We start from the raw sequence: 17,982 nt of genomic DNA on the forward strand, positions 1-17,982 counted from the left end.
CTTGAACGGTAAGGAGGCAATCTAGATAGAGCATGGCGGTGTGCGCTGTAAGCCGAGTCCTAAAAGGCCCGGCTTACACACAAGGATAGATTGTGGTGACTACAGAATCCGATACAGCAACCGTTCGATCCGCACGCGGCTGACCCGTCGCAGGAACTTGCCGACCGCCTCCGGGTAATCCGGCAGCGTCTGCAAGTCCAGGTACCGCTCGATGCGCGTGGTGTGCTGGAAAATCTGCGCCAGTTCGGTGCGGCGTGGCTCCAGCCACTGGCCTTGCGGGTCGTCGATCAGCAAGGCGTTTTCCAGGTCGAGGCGGAACGCCCGTGGGTTGAGGTTGTTGCCGGTGAGCAAGGTGTAACGCTGGTCGACCCACATGCCCTTGAGGTGGTAGGTGTTATCGCCGTCGTGCCACAGGTGCAGGTTCAACTGGCCGCTGTCGATCATCGGCTGATGGCGCTTGGCGAAGCGGCGCAGGCTGATTTCGTACAGGTAAGGCAATGCCGCAATTACCTTGAACGGCTCGCTCGGCGGGATATAGAAGTCATTGGCGGTCTTGTCGCCAACGATGATGTCTATCTTCACCCCGCGCGCCAGGGCCCGGTTGATTTCACGGGTCACCGGCAGCGGCAGGTTGAAATACGGTGTGCAGATGGTCAGTTGATCTCGAGCGCTGGCGATCAGTTCGAGGATCACCCGGCTCAACGGGTTGTTCTTGCCTACCCCGAGCAACGGGCTGACCGACAGATGCCCATTGGGCAATTGCCCGGCCGTGGTGTCATAGGCCGCGTGCTTGAGGCGGCTGCGCAGGTCGCCGATGTCGTTGCGCAGGCTGCGGGTGGTCGGCGGGTTCGGCAGGTCCAGGCGATGCACGGCCTTGGAGGCGACCAGGCCATGCTCCACCAGGTGCTGCATGGAGTCGGCCAGCGGTTTGTTGTGGATCAGGTGGTAACGGTCGAAGCGGTACTTGTCGAACTTGTGCAGGTACACGTTGTTCAGGCTGGCGCCGCTGTAAAGCACCGTGTCGTCGATCACAAAGCCCTTGAGGTGCAGTACGCCAAACAGCTCGCGGGTTTGCACGGGCACGCCGTACACCGGCACTTCGGTGCTGTGTTGCTCGGTCATGGCCTGATACCAGGCGCTGTTGCCCGGCTGCTTGCCAGCCCCGATCAAGCCGCGCTGGGCACGCAGCCAATCGACCACCACCACGATGTCCAACTGCGGCCGCGCAGCCTTGGCGGCATGCAGCGCGTCGTAGATCTCCTGCCCCGCCTCGTCCTGCTGCAGGTACAGCGCGACGATATAGATGCGTTGGGTGGCCTGGGCGATTTTTTCCAGCAGACAGCGCCGATACGCGTCGGCGCCGGACAGCACCTCGAGCGCCTCGGGCGTGAGGGGGAAACCGCGCAGTTTGGGCAACAGGGAGCGTTTGAAGAACGACGGCATAAGGCTCGCAATGGGTCGAATCCGAGGAAGTCCCGAGCTTACACCATGGGGGTGCCCAGGTCTCGCTGCGCGGTCGGCAAAAGAGGGGTTGACCAAGAAGAACGATCGTTCTACTGTGCGGAACATGAACGAAATGACCAGCAATGAAACCCGCGACATCATCCTCGACGTCACCGAAAAATTGATCTATCGCCATGGCATTGCGGCCACAGGCATGGACTTGCTGGTGAAAACCGCCGGCGTCTCGAGAAAGAGTATTTACCGTTATTTCGCCAACAAAGATGAATTGGTGATCGCCGCGCTGCAACGCCGCGACCAGCGTTGGCTGCAGTGGCTGCGCGATGAAGTGGAACGCAGCGAAGGCACGGGTGAGCGCCTGTTGGCGCTGTTCAGCGCCCTCAAGGCCTGGTTCGGCACTGCCGATTTCCGGGGCTGCGCCTTTATCAATACCAGCGGCGAGACCGGCGACCCGCAGAACCCGGTACGTCTGCTGGCCAAGGCCCATAAACAGAAACTGTTCGAGTACGCACTTGAACTCTGTCAAGCACATGGCAGCCCCGACCCCGAACGGCAGGCCGCGCAGCTGCTGATCCTGATCGATGGCGCCATTACTGTCGCCCTGGTGATGGGCGACCCGACCGCCGCTGATAACGCGCAATGCATGGCCCGAACCTTATTGGCACTTTGAAAGCACGGCCCAACACAACGCTCGATAAAATTTTTAATCTGGAGGAACTGCCCCATGTCATCGACCGCAGAAAAACGCCCCCCTTTGCCGCCGTTTACCCGCGCGTCGGCCATCGAAAAAGTGCGCCTGGCCGAAGACGGCTGGAACTCCCGCGACCCGGAACGCGTGTCCCTGGCCTACACCCTCGACACGCAGTGGCGCAACCGTGCGGAATTCGCGCATAACCGCGAAGAGGCCAAAGGCTTTCTGACCCGTAAATGGGCCAAGGAGCTCGATTACCGATTGATCAAGGAATTATGGGCCTTCACCGATAACCGCATCGCGGTGCGTTATGCCTATGAGTGGCACGACGACTCAGGCAACTGGTTCCGCTCCTACGGCAACGAAAACTGGGAATTCGACGCCAATGGCTTGATGGCCAACCGTTTCGCCTGCATCAATGACATGCCGATCAAGGAAAGCGAGCGCAAGTTCCATTGGCCGCTGGGCCGACGCCCGGATGATCATCCCGGGCTTTCAGAACTCGGCCTATAAACCCAGTGAAGCCGTCTCACAAATATCCCTGTAGTGAGCGGGCTTGCCCCGCGCTGGGTGGCGAAGCCGCCCCACACCAGGCGACTCGGTTTTATCTGTAACTCGGCGGCGCCTCGGTTAGGGCGGCTTCGCCACCCAGCGCGGGGCGAGCCCGCTCACTACAAATAGGGTAAATACCGCTTAGTCCTGGTTCAACCCAACCCGATATAACACCCCGTTATCCTCATCCGTCAACACATACAAAAAGCCATCCGGCCCCTGCCGCACGTCGCGGATCCGCGCTTTCAAGCCGCCCAGCAATCGCTCTTCGTGGACCACCTTGTCGCCATCAAACTGCAACCGAATCAACTCCTGGCTGACCAGTGCGCCGATAAACACGTTGTGCTGCCAGGGCTTGAAGCGATCCGCATCGTAGAACGCCATGCCGCTGATACCCGGTGATTTTTCCCAGACGTGATGAGGCGGCACCGTGCCTTCCACTGTCTTGCCCTGCGCTTCGGGAATTGGCGTCAGGGAATAGTTGATGCCGTGGGTTGCCAATGGCCAGCCGTAGTTCTTGCCGCGCTCGATGATGTTGACCTCATCGCCGCCGCGCGGGCCGTGCTCGTTTTCCCAAACCGTGCCGCTCCAAGGGTTCAGCGCGAGCCCCTGGGGGTTGCGCTGGCCGTAGGACCAGATTTCCGGGCGCACGCCGGGCTGGCCGACGAAGGGATTGTCATCCGGCACGCGGCCGTCCGGGTAGATGCGCACGACCTTGCCTTGCAACTTGTCCAGGTCCTGGGCCGTGGGGCGGTCGTTGTTTTCTCCCAGGGTCACGAACAGGTAGCCGTCGCGGTCAAAGGCCAGGCGCGAGCCGAAGTGATTGCCGGTGGACAGCTTAGGCTCTTGGCGCAGGATCACTTGGAAGTCGCTCAAGCCACTCAGGTCAGCCGCCAAGCGCCCACGGCCTACGGCAGTGCCGGCCGTACCGCCCTTGCCGCCACCTTCAGCGTAGGACAGGTAGACCATGCGGTCCTGCTTGAAGTCCGGTGACAGCACCACATCCAGCAAACCGCCCTGCCCTTTGGCCCACACTTCGGGCACGCCTGTCAGCGGGGCGGAGAGCTTGCCGTCCGGGCTGACGAAGCGCAGGTGGCCGGGTCGCTCGGTGGCCAGGAAGCCTTGCTTGTCCGGCAGAAAGGCCACCGCCCACGGGTGGTCGAGGCCTTTGGCGATCGGGGTGACGGTAATGCTGCCTTGTTCGCTGGGGAACTGCTGGACGTCAGCGGCGAAAGCGGCGGTCATCGGCAGCAGCGTGGTTGCGCACAGCGCGGCTAGCAGGGTTTTGCGTAGGAACATAAGGCTGGGTCCTTACCGGCGATTGCCGCTGGCGTCATAGGTGGGGGTTCTGGGTTGGGTGGCCGGACGGCTGGGCGCGGCATCGCGCTGGGGGTAACCGTTGCCGATGCCGCGGTTCTCCAGGGTCGGCCTGGGTGTGGTCGGCCCGGTCTGGATACCGCGGATGGCCGGTGCGTTGGGCTGGGTGCCCTGCATGCTGTTGGGGTTGGCCCGGTGAATCGGACCGTTGTTGGCGTTGTTGTGGGTGTTACCGGGCAGGTTCTGTGCCCATGCCACCGGCACCAGGGCCAGGCCCAACAGCAGCGCTGCAATGTGACGCCTGCAACTGTTCATGACAAAGTCTCTCTGGGGCGAGGAGTACGTGCTTTCGATAACACGCTACGCCCTGGGTTCGGCTTTCGACACTAAATAGTTTCTCATCAGGTGTAACACGATCTGTCCGCGCATCTGCCCGGCGAAACTTTTCCCGCAGCGTCCGAGTCACCAGAACACAGCCCCTACTCAAGGAATCGCACATATGCCTCGAGCAATCTGGAAAGGCGCCATCAGTTTTGGCCTGGTGCATATCCCGGTGTCACTGGTTTCGGCCACCTCCTCCCAAGGTGTCGACTTTGACTGGCTGGACAAGCGCAGCATGGACCCGGTGGGCTACAAGCGCATCAACAAGACCACCGGCAAGGAGATCACCAAGGAAAACATCGTCAAAGGCGTGGCCTTCGAGAAAGGCCGCTATGTGGTGATCAGCGAGGAAGAAATTCGCGCGGCTCACCCCAAGTCGACCCAGACCATCGAAATCATTGGTTTTGTCGCCAGCGATCAGATCCCTTTGCAGAACATCGACACGCCTTACTTTCTTGCACCGGATAAACGCGGGGGCAAGGTCTACGCGTTGCTAAGGGAAACCCTTAAAAAAACCGACAAAGTCGCCCTGGCCAACGTAGTGCTGCACACCAAGCAGCACCTGGCGGCATTGATGCCCCTGGAGTCGGCGCTGGTACTGGTGATGCTGCGCTGGCCGGCCGAAGTGCGCAGCCTGGACGAACTGGAACTGGGCAGCGACGTAACCAAGCCCAGCCTGGCCAAAGGTGAGCTGGACATGGCCAAGCGCCTGGTGGAAGACATGAGCGCCGAATGGCAGCCCGACGAGTACCGCGACAGTTTCCAGGAAAAAATCATGGCGCTGGTCGCCAAGAAGGCCAAGGCCGGCAAGATCGAGGACGTTGAGACCGGTAATGACACTGAGGAGCGCAAGTCCGCCGATGTGATCGACCTGACCGAATTGCTCAAGCGCAGCCTGGCAGGCAAACCGGCCAAGAAGCCCGCCGCGAAGAAATCCAGCAAGGCGTCATAGCTCATGCCAAAGCTCGATGACCAGATAGCCCAGGCCAGCAAGCCCAGGCCCCGAGCCAGAGCCCGGAAAGACACGGCTGCCCTGCCCGATCAATTCACCCCGCAATTGGCCACGCTGGTGGACCGCGCACCGGAAGGGGCCTGGCAATATGAGGTCAAGTACGACGGTTACCGCATGCTCGCGCGTATCCGCGACGGCGAGGTGCGCCTGTTCACGCGCAACGGTCACGATTGGACCGAACGCCTGCCCCGCCAAACCAAGGCCTTGCAGGCCCTCAAGCTCAAGGACAGCTGGCTCGACGGCGAGGTCGTCAGCCTCAACGGCGATGGCCTGCCTGATTTCCAGGCGCTGCAAAACGCCTTTGATATCGGGCGCAGCCTGGACATCGTCTACTACCTGTTCGATGCGCCGTTTCTCAATGGTCAGGACCAACGCCAGGCGCCTGTCGAGAAGCGGCGCGCCGCCCTCAAGGCGGCCTTGGGCGCCAACAAAAGCAAATTGCTGCGTTTCTCCGAAGCCTTTACTGCCCACCACCGGGACATCATCGAAAGCGCCTTCGACCTGGCACTGGAGGGTGTGATCGGCAAGCGCCTGGGCAGTCCGTACGTGTCCAGCCGCAGTGCCGATTGGGTCAAGCTCAAGTGCCGCTTGCGCCAGGAATTCGTGATCGTCGGCTACACCCGGCCAAAGGGTTCGCGCAGTGGTTTCGGCGCGCTGTTGCTGGCGGTGAATGACGATTCCGGGCTGGTGTATGCCGGGCGCGTGGGCACCGGGTTTGATCAAGCCGCGCTCATATCGATCTACGCGCAACTCATGTCACTTGAACGCAAGGCTTCGCCCTTGGAGACACCGCTGGCCAGCGCCCAGGCGCGTGGCGTGCATTGGGTGGAACCGACGTTGGTGGGCGAAGTGCAATTCGCCGAGTGGACGCGCGAAGGCGTCATCCGCCAGGCGGCGTTTGTCGCGCTGCGCACCGACAAACCGGCCGCGCAGATCATCCATGAGCAACCGCGAACGGCCAAATCCATGAAAGCAGCCAAGCAACCCGACACCGATGTAAAGATCACTCATCCGGACCGCGTGATCGACCCGCAAAGCGGCACGCAAAAACAGCAACTGGCGCAGTTCTATGACGACATCAGCCAATGCATCCTGCCCTTCCTGGTGCATCGCCCCGTTGCCCTGCTCCGGGCGCCGGAAGGCATTGAAGGCGAGCAATTCTTCCAGAAACACTCGGAACGCCTGGCCATACCCAACATCAAGCAACTGGACCCGGCGCTTGATCCCGGCCATGCACGCCTGATGGAAATCGACAGCCCCCGCGCGTTGATCGGTGCCGTGCAGATGGGCACCGTGGAATTCCATACCTGGGGCGCCACCACCGACAAGATCGAAACCCCGGACCTGTTTGTGCTCGACCTCGACCCAGACCCGGCACTGCCCTGGGAGGCCATGGTAGAAGCGGCGCAACTGACCCTGTCGGTACTGGACGAACTGGGGCTGCAGGCGTTCGTCAAAACCAGCGGCGGCAAAGGCCTGCACCTGGTCGTGCCATTGGCGCGACGCGATAACTGGGACACCGTCAAGGCCTTCGCCAAGGCAGTCTCGCAGTTCATGGCCGAGCGATTGCCCGAGCGCTTTACCGCCACGTCGGGGCCGAAAAACCGCGTCGGCAAGATCTTTATCGACTACTTGCGCAATGCGCGGGGCGCCAGCACGGTAGCGGCGTATTCCGTGCGTGCACGCCCGGGTTTGCCGGTATCGGTGCCGGTCAGTCGTGAGGAGCTCAAAGGGCTGAGCGGCGCCCAACAGTGGACGGTCGCCAACTTGCAGGAACGCCTGAAGAGTTTGAAGGCCGATCCTTGGGCCGGGTATGCCAACCGCCAAAAAATCAGCCGGAAAATGTGGGACAAACTGGGCGCTCAACCGCCTGAGTGAATGGCGCCCAGGGTCCGGCTCAGATCAGCAAAAAAATCGCCAGCAGCGCGGCGAAGAATACCCATTGTTCCAGGTAATAACGTGTGCGGTTACGCTTCTTGAGTGCCTTGCCGCGCAAACGGATTTTGTACAAACGCGCGAACGCGCGGTTGAGCCCGCCGGTCTTGTCGCCGGCATCGTTGGGCGAACCGGCCGCGGCCATCACGGTGCGGCTGAACCAGCGATTGAAAGCAGTGGCCCAGCGGTACTTCATCGGGCGTTCGATATCGCAGAACAAGATGATACGGTTGTGCTGCGTGGTGTTTTCGGCGTAGTGAATGTAGGTCTCGTCGAACATCACTGGCTCACCGTCGCGCCAGTAGTAGTGCTCACCATCCACATTGATGTAGCAGCCCGGGTCGTTGGGCGTGTCCAGGCCCAGGTGATAGCGGTACGAGCCTGCATAGGGGTCGCGATGGCGCACCAGCCTGGAGCCCGGCGGCAGCTCGGCGAACATCGCGGCCTTGATCGAGCCGATGCGCTGCACCAATTCGGTGGTGCGCGGGCACAGCTTCATCGCCGATGGGTGGCTGTCGCCATACCACTTCAGATAGAAGCGCTTCCAACCGGACTTGAAGAACGAGTTGAAGCCCAGGTCGTTGTATTGCTGCGAACGCTTGATCTCACCGGCACGCATCAGGTTCTGGCCTTCCAGGCGAATTTCCTCCCAGTGCTCCTGAAGCGGGCTCAGGTCGGGAAAGTCGCTGGGCGACAGATAAGGTCGGCTGGGCAGCTTGGAGAACAGGTAGAGGAAACAGTTGATCGGTGCCAGGAAAGTCGAATGGTCGCTGAGTTGGCGGCCCAGCTTGTGCCGCACTCGGCCACGCAGGTGTACATACGCTATCGAGGCAAGGTAGAGAACAACGATGATGAGCTTCAAGAGATGTGGTCACAAGTCAGAAGAAAACAGGTTGCTCCTGCGTGCCCACAACGGCCGAGGTTTGGTTAGCAGAACCTGAAATCACAATTCACACAATCGGCACGACCGGCTGAGTGACAACCCGGTGCGCCCTGTGCAGTTATTTAGCCACAAGTTGTAACCAAAAGTTAATCAAGAATTGTGAAAAGCTGTCTTGTATTGTGTTCGCCGGGCAAAAATTCTAATGCCGCGCGGAGGGTACGCTGTAGTGAGCGGGCTTGTCGAATCGTCGCACCGCCCGCGCTGGGCTGCGAAGCGGCCCCAATAAGGACCCCGTAGTGTTCCAGATGAAACCCGACCGTCTGGTTTGGGGCGGCTTCGCCACCCAGCGCGGGACAAGCCCGCTCACTACAAAATGTGTAGATACCTATGCTTATCGGGGTGGCAACCGACGCTCCTCCGGCGTGGCAACCGGTACGGTTTGGCGACGCACCTGGACGAAATGGCAAATTAGCGCCATCAATACCCCCAGCATCAGCCCCGCCACCAGGCTCAGGGCGATGACCAAGGCTTTCTTCGGCTTGATCGGGCTTGATGGTTCCTGCGCCTGCCTGTCGACGGTCACAAGCTTCAAGGCGCTCATGTCTATATTCAGGCTGCGCAGCCGTGCTTGCTCAGCCCAGAGAGGCTCAACGTCCTGCAAGAACATGTCTTCACTCTTGCGACTCTTGAGCACTTCCACCTCGCGATTGGCGTCAAGCATGCGCAACTCCTTGCCAATCTCAGCAATGCGAGTGTTGGAGAAGTCGTCATTGGTACGTCGCGCCAGCGCAGCCCGCTCGGCTTCCAACGCCTGGGTACCCATGAAGTACAACGGGATTGCCTGGTTGGTCACTTCAGTACGCATCACCTGGCCGGCGCCCGGGCGAGCCTCAGCCCCCATTGCAGAAGGGGTGGTGGGATGTTTGATGCCGATGGACCTGGCAATTGCGATGGCCTCGTCCAGTTCGGCCAGGCGACTGGTGCGTTGCGTTTTCATCTGCAGGCGCAAGGCGCCGAGTTCGTCTTGCAATTGGGCACGCTTGACTTCGTCCGCCTCCAACAACCTGGCGATTCTCGATTCCTTGCCGGTTTCATAGTTGGCGCGCGCCGCATCGATCTTGCCTTTGAGCTCGTTGAGGCGGTTATTGACGATGACCTTGAGATCCGCACCCACCTGATTGCGTTGCTGCGCGATAGCGTATGTCACGAATCCATTGAGAATTGCGACCCCGTCAACGCCACTGGGGTATTGCATTTCCAGGCGGATGTAGTTGTTGAGCGCATCGGGGTTCTTGGGGTCGGGAAGCGACAGGCGAACGGCGTCGTTATTGAATGCTTCAAAACTCTGTTCCAGGCTACGCCCAGGCTGTTGGAAGGCCTCGAACAATGCGGGGTTTGCCCTGAAGAAGCCCAATCGGGTCTCGTATGATTCAAGCTGCGCGGCGACTTTGCTCAACGCTTCAGCCGGCGGCAACTTGTAGACTTCGGAGCGATTGAGGGCATCCAGTTCATTGATTGCCGCAGGCCGCAGCACGCTGCTGACCTGATAAACCCTGGGCGCAAGAAACGCGTAGCCTACGCCCAGAAGGCCCGCCAGGAGCGTGCAAGCCAACACCAGTTTTTTTTGCTTCCAGATGGCGCCAAACAGTTCGAAGAGATCGATTTCATCCGAAGGTAACGATTGATGAAGCTGAGGAGCGTTACTCAATGTTCATACACCCTGATGAGTTTATACCTAACGTTTAAAAGCAAGCACAAGCATAACGACTGAGTAAACAGGGGAAACGTTCCCTGCACACGCCACTCGATAGGAGAACACTCAACCAGCAACATGGCTCATTAAATGGCACGGGGTCATTCCCACCGGTAATCAGTGTCCAGAGGCCGTTACAAAACGTTTCCCAGATCATGCAAAATAGCATCAATTGTTTGTAATTAAACGAAAATTGCAAACCAGGTGGAAAACAGCCTACACCTGCAGCCGCAGTGAACTGTCAGCCAAAAGGAATTTATATGTCATCCCTTCCAGACCCAGATGTTCAAGCCCTGCAAGGCACCTGGGAGCAAACCTCACTCGAAGACAGTGGCGTGCTCAATCCCATCGATGCCCACAGTGCCCCAGGCGCACTCACGACTATCACCGGCGACCGTTTCGAAGTGAAGACCGTCGAGGGCGAGGTGTTGCTGGCCGGCCGGTTTTACCTGGACAGCAGCACCGTGCCCAAGCGCATTACCTGGGTCGACGCCATGGGCGATGACGCCGGCAAGCACTTGCCCGCCAGTTATCGCCTCGATGGCGATGAGTTCGTGTTCATTGCCGCTGATGAAAGCATGCCCAGGCCGCTCGCATTCAGTACTGGCCCATGTCAAACAATGCGCACCTTCGTGCGTCGCGGCTGATCGGCGCGCCATCCCAACTGGCGAGGCGGGGCTTTTCGCCTGGAAAAAGCGTTCTCAGGCGGGACGCTTGGTGGCGGTCAAGGTGAAACACATCGGCAGTTGCGCAGGCTGGTGCTCGTAGCGGTCGTACAGCTCTTCGCGGTTGGAATGGGCATATTCCTGCAGGTGGCCGATCTGCAACTGCGCGCAGATGGCGGCATTTATCACGTCGCCCAAGGTGTGCACGTACCAATAGGAAGTGGGACCGGCACCTTCGCCTTCGCCTTCATAGACAATCGATTCCTGCAGCACGAAGGGCTCGCGCTGGAAGTAGGAACTGGCCGGCCGAAAGGGGTCTGGCGCGCGAGGATCGAACACTTCCAGGAACGGATGGGTTTCGTACATCACCAGCGTACCGCCGGGTTTCAAGGTGCTCGCAACATGATGCATGAACAGCGCGACATCCGGCATCCAACCCAGCACGCCGATGGTCACCAAGGCGATATCGAAGCGTGCCTGCAACGCCTGCGGCAATTGGTGGATATCGCTTTCGATGAACTGTGCGTCGTGGGGTGAAAGCGCGGCCAGTTCACGGGCCTGCTGCAAGAAGCCCTGGGATTGGTCGACGCCCACCGCGGTGCGCGCACCCAGGCCGAACAGCGAAAGAGTTTCACGACCGTTGTTGCAACACAGTTGCACCACGTCCTTGCCGGCCACGCCGATGTCTTGCAGCAAGTCGGTCAGGGTCGGGTCCAGGCATGAAAAACCAGGGTCGCTCACGCTGTTGCGCAGCGCGTTCCAGGTGTCGGTGGTCGTGTGCAGGTGGGCGGATTGGTCCCAGGCGTCCTTGTTGCTGGCAATCGCCTGTCGGGCTGAGGGCATGTCCATTGCGTCTCCGGATGTTCTGTAAAGCGGGGCTCAGAAAATAAGCCAAGTGGCCGCAGATTAAAACCCCGAGGCGCGCACGAAACTTAACCCAGGGCTTGCGGGTCATTAACGCACTGAGTGTTCAGCCCCTGAACGCTGCCTTCTGAAGATCTCGCCGTGGCCAGACACTCCGACCTGCGTAATGCGTTGTCGTTGGACAGCTTGAATTTCTTCCTGGCGGATGTGCGCGACGGCCTCGGCCCCTACCTCGCCATCTACCTGCTGGCCGTGCACCAATGGGACCCGGCGAGTATCGGCGTGGTCATGACCCTGGCGGGTATCGCCGCGTTGCTCACCCAGGGGCCGGCGGGCGCGCTGATTGACCGCACGCGCAGCAAGCGCGCGGTGATTGCACTGGCCGCCATCGTGGTAACCGGCAGTTGCTTGCTGCTGCCCTTCGTCAGTTCGTTCAGCCTGGTGGCGTTGACCCAGGCGGCCAGCGCCGTCGCCGCCTCTGTGTTCGCGCCGGCGATCAGTGCGATTTCGCTGGGCATTACCGGCCCACGCGCCTTCACCCGCCGTACCGGGCGCAACGAAACCTTCAACCATGCCGGCAATGCCGTGGCTGCACTGTTGGCCGGCGGCCTGGCTTACCTGTTCGGTCCCGTGGTGGTGTTCTACCTGATGGCGTTCATGGCGTTGGCCAGTATCGTCGCGATCAGTTGCGTGTCGGCGCAGGCCATCGACCATGACGTGGCGCGAGGCTTCGACCCGGCCCATCACACCGACCATGAACAACCTTCCGGCATTCGTGTGTTGCTGGCGAACCGCCCGCTGTTGTTGTTTGCCATCTGCTGCGCCCTGTTTCACCTGGCCAATGCGGCCATGTTGCCGCTGGTCAGCCAGAAGCTGTCACAGATCAACCTGCAGATGGCCACGCCGCTGACGTCCGCCTGCATCGTCGCCGCGCAATTGGTGATGGTGCCGATAGCCTGGCTGGTCGGGCTCAAGGCCGACATCTGGGGGCGCAAACCCTTGCTGATGGCGGGTTTCATCATCCTGCCGCTGCGCGGTGTGCTCTATACCTTGTCCAGCGACCCGTACTGGCTGGTCGCCGTGCAACTGCTCGATGGCGTCGGCGCAGGCATCTTCAGTGCGCTGTTCCCGGTGATCGTCAAGGACCTGACCCAGGGCACCGGCCGCTTCAATGTCAGCCTGGGCGCCCTTTCCACCGTCTTTGGCCTGGGCGCGGCGCTGAGCAACAGCCTGGCCGGTTTCGTGGTGCAGCAGGCCGGCTACAACGCGGCCTTCCTGACCCTGGCCGGCGTTGCGGCGCTGGCCCTGGCGCTGTTATGGCTGGCGATGCCGGAGACCTTGGCGAAACCTTCCTTCGCTCGACATACAACTGTCGCCTGACATATGCGACAATGCGCGCCAAATTCCAACACACATCCAAAAATTTCTGCTCAGCGACCGGGTTTCGCGCCTTGATGTCGCTGTTGACGCATGCCTGAAGGCTCCTGCCGCCACGCTCGCAACCCATTGATAGGTAAAGTAATTGATCTCCACAGCTAACATCACCATGCAGTTCGGCGCCAAGCCGCTCTTCGAGAACGTCTCGGTCAAGTTCGGCGCCGGCAACCGTTATGGTTTGATCGGTGCCAACGGTTGCGGCAAGTCGACCTTCATGAAAATCCTCGGCGGCGACCTTGATCCGTCCGGTGGCCAGGTCATGCTGGAGCCGAACGTACGCCTGGGTAAACTGCGCCAGGACCAGTTCGCCTACGAAGAATTCACCGTGCTCGACACCGTGATCATGGGCCATGAAGAACTGTGGAAGGTCAAGGCCGAACGCGACCGCATCTATTCGCTGCCGGAAATGAGCGAAGACGACGGCATGGCCGTGGCCGAGCTGGAAACCGAATTCGCCGAAATGGACGGCTACACCGCCGAATCCCGTGCCGGTGAGCTGTTGCTGGGCCTGGGCATTCCCCTGGAACAACACTTCGGCCCGATGAGTGAAGTGTCCCCAGGCTGGAAACTGCGCGTATTGCTGGCCCAGGCGCTGTTCTCCGATCCTGAAGTGCTGTTGCTCGACGAACCGACCAACCACTTGGACATCAACACCATTCGCTGGCTGGAAAACATCCTCACCCAGCGCTCCAGCCTGATGATCATCATCTCTCACGACCGTCACTTCCTGAACAGCGTGTGCACCCACATGGCTGACCTGGACTACGGCGAGCTGCGCCTGTTCCCGGGCAACTACGACGAGTACATGACCGTGGCGACCCAGTCCCGCGAGCAGTTGCTGTCGGACAACGCCAAGAAGAAAGCACAGATTTCCGAACTGCAATCCTTCGTCAGCCGCTTCTCGGCCAACGCCTCGAAAGCCAAGCAGGCCACTTCCCGCGCCAAGGCGATCGACAAGATCCAGCTGGCCGAGGTCAAGCCTTCGAGCCGCGTGAGCCCGTTCATCCGCTTCGAACAGACCAAGAAGCTGCATCGCCAGGCGGTCATCGTCGATCGCATGGCCAAGGGCTTCGACGGCAAGCCGCTGTTCAAGGACTTCAGCTTCCAGGTCGAAGCCGGCGAGCGCGTGGCGATCATCGGCCCGAACGGTATTGGCAAGACCACGCTGCTGCGCACCCTGGTCAACGAGCTGACACCGGACGCCGGTAGCATCAAGTGGACCGACGCCGCCGAACTCGGCTACTACGCCCAGGACCACGCCTCCGACTTTGAAGACGACATGAGCCTGTTCGATTGGATGGGCCAGTGGACGCAAGGCGAGCAAGTGATCCGTGGCACGCTGGGCCGCATGCTGTTCTCCAATGACGAGATCCTCAAGTCGGTCAAGGTCATTTCCGGCGGCGAGCAAGGCCGCATGCTGTTCGGCAAGCTGATCCTGCAAAAGCCGAACGTGCTGATCATGGACGAACCGACCAACCACTTGGACATGGAATCCATCGAAGCGCTGAACCTGGCGCTGGAAAACTACCCCGGCACGCTGATCTTCGTCAGCCACGACCGCGAGTTCGTATCGTCCCTGGCCACCCGCATCATCGAGTTGAGCCCAAGTGGCGTGATCGACTTCAGCGGCACTTATGACGATTACCTGCGCAGCCAAGGCGTGGTGTTCTAACACCCGTGTGACATGACGGCATGCCTGTGGCGAGCAGGCTTGCTTGTGGCTGGAGAGCTTCTATGTGGCGAGCAGGCTTGCCCTGCGTTGGGCTGCGCAGCAGCCCTAAAACCAGGCACCGCGTTTCTGCCAGGCAGAACGCGGTGTTTTTCATTGGGGCTGCTGCGCAGCCCAACGCAGGGCAAGCCTGCTCGCCACATACGAGCCCGCTCTCCTGTTTATCTGCCAGGTTAGATAGCCTGCTTTCATTTCACCCACACCCTTGCCATGATGCCCGTACCGCCCGCCCGCGAACGAATGCCCATGCCTGCCGCCAACCCCAGTTCAATCTCGATCACTCTGCAGATCGTCTCCATTGTCTTCTACACCTTCATCGCGTTCATTTGCATCGGCCTGCCGATTGCGGTGATCCCAGGCTATGTGCATGAGCAACTGGGCTTCAGCGCCGTTGTCGCCGGGGTGACTATCGGCTGCCAATACCTGGCCACCCTGCTCAGCCGGCCGATGGCCGGGAGGATGTCGGATAACGTCGGCACCAAGCGTGCGATTGTGTTGGGGTTGGCCGGGATCCTGGTGAGTGGCGTGCTGACGTTGTTCGCCACGCTGGCGCAAAGCCTGCCGTCGTTGAGCCTGGGCATTCTGATCGTCGCCCGATTGCTGCTGGGTGTGGCCCAGGGGTTGATCGGCGTCGGCACCATCAGCTGGTGCATGGGCCAGGTCGGCGCCGAGCACACCGCACGGTCGATTTCGTGGAATGGCATCGCATCCTATGGCGCCATCGCCATTGGCGCCCCCTTGGGCGTGGTCATGGTGGCGCAGTACGGCTACAACAGCCTTGGCATTGCGCTCTCAGTGCTGGCGGCGCTGGGCCTGGTGCTGATCCGCCACAAACCGTCGGTGCCGGTGGTGCGCGGCGAGCGGTTGCCGTTTCGGGCGGTGTTCGGGCGTATCGCGCCGTTTGGCGCCAGCCTGTGCCTGGCCTCGATTGGCTACGGCACCCTGACCACCTTTATCACGCTGTACTACCTCAATCGCGGCTGGGCCGGCGCGGCGTACTGCCTGACGGTGTTTGGCGTGTGCTTCATCCTGTCGCGACTGGTGTTTATCTCTGCAATCAGCCGCTTCGGTGGTTTCCGCGCGGCGATTGCCTGCATGACCATCGAGACCCTCGGGCTCGCCCTGCTCTGGCTGGCGCCGTCGACCGGGGTGGCGTTGATCGGCGCCGGGCTGACCGGCTTTGGCCTGTCGCTGGTGTACCCGGCGCTGGGCGTGGAAGCCATCAGGCAAGTCCCCGCCAGCAGCCGTGGCGCGGGACTGAGTGCGTATGCGGTGTTTTTTGACCTGGCCCTGGCGATTGCCGGACCGTTGATGGGCGCCGTGGCCCTGAACCTCGGCTACAGCTGGATCTTCTTCTGCGCGGCGCTGCTGTCGGTGACCGCCCTGGGCGTGACCCTGTTGCTCAAGCGTCGCGCTTACTGATCCGCCGTCTGCAGACCGGCGCGGGTGGATTGCCCGAGGGTCTGGCTGAAAAAACGCCCGGCCTCGGAGATCAAGTCACGGTGGATCCCTTCGCGGTCGACCCCATCGGCATCGGTGCAGATCGCCGGCATCGCCGCCAATTGATCGCTGTCGCACGGCGCCATGAACACGAAGTGCCCTGCCCCGGCCAGCAATTTGAAGTCCGGCGGCTCGGGCAGCTTGCGCGCCAGGGCGGCGGCGTTCTTGTCCACAGCCACCAATTTGTCGCCGTCCCCGCTGTAGAGCAGCACCGGCACATGCACGTCGGCCAAGGTGTGACGGCCGAACATCAGGCTCAGCGGCGCCATCAGCATCAAGGCATGAATACGCGAGTCGGATTGCGGCTGCAGATCGTCGCGATCCACGATCAGTTCGCCCTTGGTGGTGCAGGCATCGCGATCTTCGGGACGTTCCTGGCAGTAGCGCCGCAGGCGATTGAAATCCGGCTTGGCACCGGCCAGGATCAACGCGGTTTCGCCGCCGGCGGAATAGCCGATGACGCCCACCTGGTTGACGTTGACGAAAGGCGACAGCATCGGGTCGCCCAAAGTGGCGGTGATCGCTTCGGAAATCTGGATCGGCCGGCCATACAGGTTGCTCACCGTGCCCAGGCGGCTGTGGTCCTTGTAGTTGTCGCCAGGGTGCAGCACGGCCACCACTACAAAGCCCTTGCGCGCCAGGGACGTGGCCAGGTCATGCAAGGCCAGCGGCGTGCCAGTGTTGCCGTGGGACAGCATCAACAGCGGGAACCGGCCGATGGCGATCTTGGCGTCTTCGCTGGCGGCCACATGGTAGGCACCCAACTGCGTGGTGTGCTCAAGGCCGGTGGAGGGGTAAAAGGCCACGGCTTTCATCGGCTGCAGGTCCAGCGGATCAAGAAACGTCATGCGATGGAACCCCACGCTCCAATGCGGGTGCGGCGCGGGCGCGGCGTGCACTGAAACCAGGCCGCCGAGCAGGGAAAGAACCATGACTGCACAAAGACGCATCATGAGGATGTCCACCTTTGCTGCGTGATAACCGACCAATCGAAAGAAAAGCCCCAGGTGCACACCCATGCTTGCACAACCTGGGCCACATTAAACAAGACCGCGAGCAAACGAAAAAACTCCGTACGCCGCTCGCGTTCAGCGAGCAGGATACAGAGTTTAGGCGCCCGGCTTCAGATTGAAACCGAGGGAGGGCTGAATTTACACAAGCCTTACGCGGCGGCGAACAATTGTTCGTTGATCAGTGCGTTGGCGTCGCTCAAGGATTTGCTGCGCACCTCGTCACCGTAGGCCAGGCCTTCGGCGCGCACGATTTCGATATCGGTGATGCCGAGGAAGCCGAACAGCAGTTTCAGGTAGCCTTCATGGGCGGCACCGGATGCTTGCCCGGCATGCAGGCCGCCGGAAGTGGAGACGATGATGACCTTCTTGTTGCCGCACAGGCCTTCCGGGCCGGCTTCGGTGTAGCGAAAGGTCTGGCCGGCCACGGCGATGCGATCGATCCAGGCTTTGAGCTGGGTCGGGATGGTGAAGTTGTACATCGGCGCACCCACGACGATGGCGTCGGCGGCGAGGAACTCGGCCAGCGACGATGCGCTCAGCTGCGCTTCATGCTGTTGCGCGGCGTCACGCAACTCCGCAGCGGTGCCCAATGCGCCCAGGGTCGCGCCGGAAAAGTGGTTGATGCCTTCGCTGGCGAGGTCACGGTAGATCACTTCCACGCCCGGCTGCGCCGCTTGCCAGGCCTTGACCACGCCCGCGCTGAGCTGACGGGAAGCCGAGTTGTCGCCGAGGATGCTGGAATCGATGTGCAACAGTTTCATGAGCAAGTCTCCGAGGTGGGATCGCCAG

Annotated in this window: 16 protein-coding genes; 8 read left to right on the forward strand and 8 right to left on the reverse strand. The window is 61.0% G+C overall.

The features are described 5' to 3' along the window. Positions 1-99: 99 nt before the first annotated feature. Positions 100-1,443, reverse strand: a complete 1,344-nt coding sequence (pssA, locus tag ACLH0H_RS26670) for a CDP-diacylglycerol--serine O-phosphatidyltransferase (protein WP_076952302.1) — start codon at positions 1,441-1,443, stop codon at positions 100-102. A gap of 124 nt (positions 1,444-1,567) precedes the next feature. Here pssA and ACLH0H_RS26675 point away from each other — a divergent pair, with 124 nt between their 5' ends. Together ACLH0H_RS26675 and ACLH0H_RS26680 are read left to right on the forward strand one after the other, a co-directional pair. Next, positions 1,568-2,131: a TetR/AcrR family transcriptional regulator gene (locus ACLH0H_RS26675; protein WP_411380343.1), complete on the forward strand. Its 564-nt coding sequence runs from the start codon at positions 1,568-1,570 to the stop codon at positions 2,129-2,131. A gap of 54 nt (positions 2,132-2,185) precedes the next feature. Next, positions 2,186-2,665, forward strand: coding sequence for a DUF1348 family protein (locus ACLH0H_RS26680; protein ID WP_411380344.1), 480 nt, complete (start codon positions 2,186-2,188; stop codon positions 2,663-2,665). 180 nt (positions 2,666-2,845) lie between these two features. On the opposite strand, the gene ACLH0H_RS26685 is transcribed toward ACLH0H_RS26680, so the two are convergent. Both ACLH0H_RS26685 and ACLH0H_RS26690 read right to left on the reverse strand, forming a co-directional pair. Then, a complete protein-coding gene (locus ACLH0H_RS26685) occupies positions 2,846-4,003 on the reverse strand; it encodes a PQQ-dependent sugar dehydrogenase (protein WP_411380345.1) in 1,158 nt (385 codons plus the stop codon). A 12-nt stretch (positions 4,004-4,015) separates the two neighbouring features. After that, the gene (locus ACLH0H_RS26690) at positions 4,016-4,336 is read right to left on the reverse strand and encodes a hypothetical protein (RefSeq protein WP_076952305.1); all 321 of its coding nucleotides are present in this window, start codon (positions 4,334-4,336) and stop codon (positions 4,016-4,018) included. Between the two features lie 184 nt (positions 4,337-4,520). On the opposite strand from ACLH0H_RS26690, the gene ACLH0H_RS26695 reads away from it, so the two are divergent. Together ACLH0H_RS26695 and ligD are read left to right on the forward strand one after the other, a co-directional pair. Then, positions 4,521-5,354: a Ku protein gene (locus ACLH0H_RS26695; protein WP_411380346.1), complete on the forward strand. Its 834-nt coding sequence runs from the start codon at positions 4,521-4,523 to the stop codon at positions 5,352-5,354. A 3-nt stretch (positions 5,355-5,357) separates the two neighbouring features. Continuing rightward, the gene (gene ligD / locus ACLH0H_RS26700; protein WP_411380347.1) at positions 5,358-7,292 is read left to right on the forward strand and encodes a DNA ligase D; all 1,935 of its coding nucleotides are present in this window, start codon (positions 5,358-5,360) and stop codon (positions 7,290-7,292) included. 19 nt (positions 7,293-7,311) lie between these two features. Here the strand turns inward: ligD and lpxO are convergent, their stop codons facing one another. Together lpxO and ACLH0H_RS26710 are read right to left on the reverse strand one after the other, a co-directional pair. Continuing rightward, positions 7,312-8,211, reverse strand: a complete 900-nt coding sequence (gene lpxO, locus ACLH0H_RS26705) for a lipid A hydroxylase LpxO (protein ID WP_411380348.1) — start codon at positions 8,209-8,211, stop codon at positions 7,312-7,314. A 412-nt stretch (positions 8,212-8,623) separates the two neighbouring features. Further along, complete coding sequence (locus tag ACLH0H_RS26710; protein WP_411380349.1) at positions 8,624-9,940, reverse strand: Wzz/FepE/Etk N-terminal domain-containing protein; 1,317 nt, start codon at positions 9,938-9,940, stop codon at positions 8,624-8,626. Between the two features lie 305 nt (positions 9,941-10,245). Between ACLH0H_RS26710 and ACLH0H_RS26715 the strand changes: the two genes are divergently transcribed. After that, complete coding sequence (locus ACLH0H_RS26715) at positions 10,246-10,632, forward strand: TIGR03067 domain-containing protein (RefSeq protein ID WP_411380350.1); 387 nt, start codon at positions 10,246-10,248, stop codon at positions 10,630-10,632. A gap of 54 nt (positions 10,633-10,686) precedes the next feature. Here the strand turns inward: ACLH0H_RS26715 and ACLH0H_RS26720 are convergent, their stop codons facing one another. Beyond that, a complete protein-coding gene (locus ACLH0H_RS26720) occupies positions 10,687-11,499 on the reverse strand; it encodes a class I SAM-dependent methyltransferase (protein ID WP_411380351.1) in 813 nt (270 codons plus the stop codon). A 156-nt stretch (positions 11,500-11,655) separates the two neighbouring features. Between ACLH0H_RS26720 and ACLH0H_RS26725 the strand changes: the two genes are divergently transcribed. The 3 genes from ACLH0H_RS26725 (at position 11,656) to ACLH0H_RS26735 (ending at position 16,102) form a co-directional block, all read left to right on the forward strand. Further along, the gene (locus ACLH0H_RS26725; protein ID WP_411380352.1) at positions 11,656-12,894 is read left to right on the forward strand and encodes an MFS transporter; all 1,239 of its coding nucleotides are present in this window, start codon (positions 11,656-11,658) and stop codon (positions 12,892-12,894) included. Positions 12,895-13,036: 142 nt separating this feature from the next. Next, the gene (locus ACLH0H_RS26730; RefSeq protein WP_074851754.1) at positions 13,037-14,623 is read left to right on the forward strand and encodes an ABC-F family ATPase; all 1,587 of its coding nucleotides are present in this window, start codon (positions 13,037-13,039) and stop codon (positions 14,621-14,623) included. A gap of 303 nt (positions 14,624-14,926) precedes the next feature. Further along, positions 14,927-16,102 carry an MFS transporter gene (locus ACLH0H_RS26735; protein WP_411380353.1) on the forward strand — a complete coding sequence of 392 codons (1,176 nt, stop codon included), beginning with the start codon at positions 14,927-14,929 and terminating at the stop codon, positions 16,100-16,102. Here the strand turns inward: ACLH0H_RS26735 and ACLH0H_RS26740 are convergent. Together ACLH0H_RS26740 and ACLH0H_RS26745 are read right to left on the reverse strand one after the other, a co-directional pair. Then, the gene (locus ACLH0H_RS26740) at positions 16,096-17,133 is read right to left on the reverse strand and encodes an alpha/beta hydrolase family protein (protein ID WP_411380354.1); all 1,038 of its coding nucleotides are present in this window, start codon (positions 17,131-17,133) and stop codon (positions 16,096-16,098) included. The genes ACLH0H_RS26735 and ACLH0H_RS26740 overlap by 7 nt on opposite strands. A 209-nt stretch (positions 17,134-17,342) precedes the next feature. After that, positions 17,343-17,954 (reverse strand): FMN-dependent NADH-azoreductase, encoded by a 612-nt coding sequence (locus tag ACLH0H_RS26745; RefSeq protein WP_411380355.1) that lies wholly within the window; start codon positions 17,952-17,954, stop codon positions 17,343-17,345. Positions 17,955-17,982 lie beyond the last annotated feature (28 nt).

The sequence above is a fragment of the Pseudomonas sp. MPB26 genome, from assembly GCF_046605355.1.
In the GTDB taxonomy this organism is placed as follows: Bacteria; Pseudomonadota; Gammaproteobacteria; order Pseudomonadales; family Pseudomonadaceae; genus Aquipseudomonas; species Aquipseudomonas cedrina.

Bases quoted from the DNA above. Each gene is read 5' to 3' on its own strand.
- ACLH0H_RS26680 (WP_411380344.1), top strand. From the start codon at position 2,186: ATGTCATCGACCGCAGAAAAACGCCCCCCTTTGCCGCCGTTTACCCGC.
- ACLH0H_RS26745 (WP_411380355.1), bottom strand. From the start codon at position 17,954: ATGAAACTGTTGCACATCGATTCCAGCATCCTCGGCGACAACTCGGCT.
- ACLH0H_RS26690 (WP_076952305.1), bottom strand. From the start codon at position 4,336: ATGAACAGTTGCAGGCGTCACATTGCAGCGCTGCTGTTGGGCCTGGCC.
- ACLH0H_RS26720 (WP_411380351.1), bottom strand. From the start codon at position 11,499: ATGGACATGCCCTCAGCCCGACAGGCGATTGCCAGCAACAAGGACGCC.
- ACLH0H_RS26735 (WP_411380353.1), top strand. From the start codon at position 14,927: ATGCCTGCCGCCAACCCCAGTTCAATCTCGATCACTCTGCAGATCGTC.
- ACLH0H_RS26675 (WP_411380343.1), top strand. From the start codon at position 1,568: ATGAACGAAATGACCAGCAATGAAACCCGCGACATCATCCTCGACGTC.
- ACLH0H_RS26685 (WP_411380345.1), bottom strand. From the start codon at position 4,003: ATGTTCCTACGCAAAACCCTGCTAGCCGCGCTGTGCGCAACCACGCTG.
- ligD (WP_411380347.1), top strand. From the start codon at position 5,358: ATGCCAAAGCTCGATGACCAGATAGCCCAGGCCAGCAAGCCCAGGCCC.
- ACLH0H_RS26715 (WP_411380350.1), top strand. From the start codon at position 10,246: ATGTCATCCCTTCCAGACCCAGATGTTCAAGCCCTGCAAGGCACCTGG.
- ACLH0H_RS26740 (WP_411380354.1), bottom strand. From the start codon at position 17,133: ATGATGCGTCTTTGTGCAGTCATGGTTCTTTCCCTGCTCGGCGGCCTG.
- pssA (WP_076952302.1), bottom strand. From the start codon at position 1,443: ATGCCGTCGTTCTTCAAACGCTCCCTGTTGCCCAAACTGCGCGGTTTC.
- ACLH0H_RS26695 (WP_411380346.1), top strand. From the start codon at position 4,521: ATGCCTCGAGCAATCTGGAAAGGCGCCATCAGTTTTGGCCTGGTGCAT.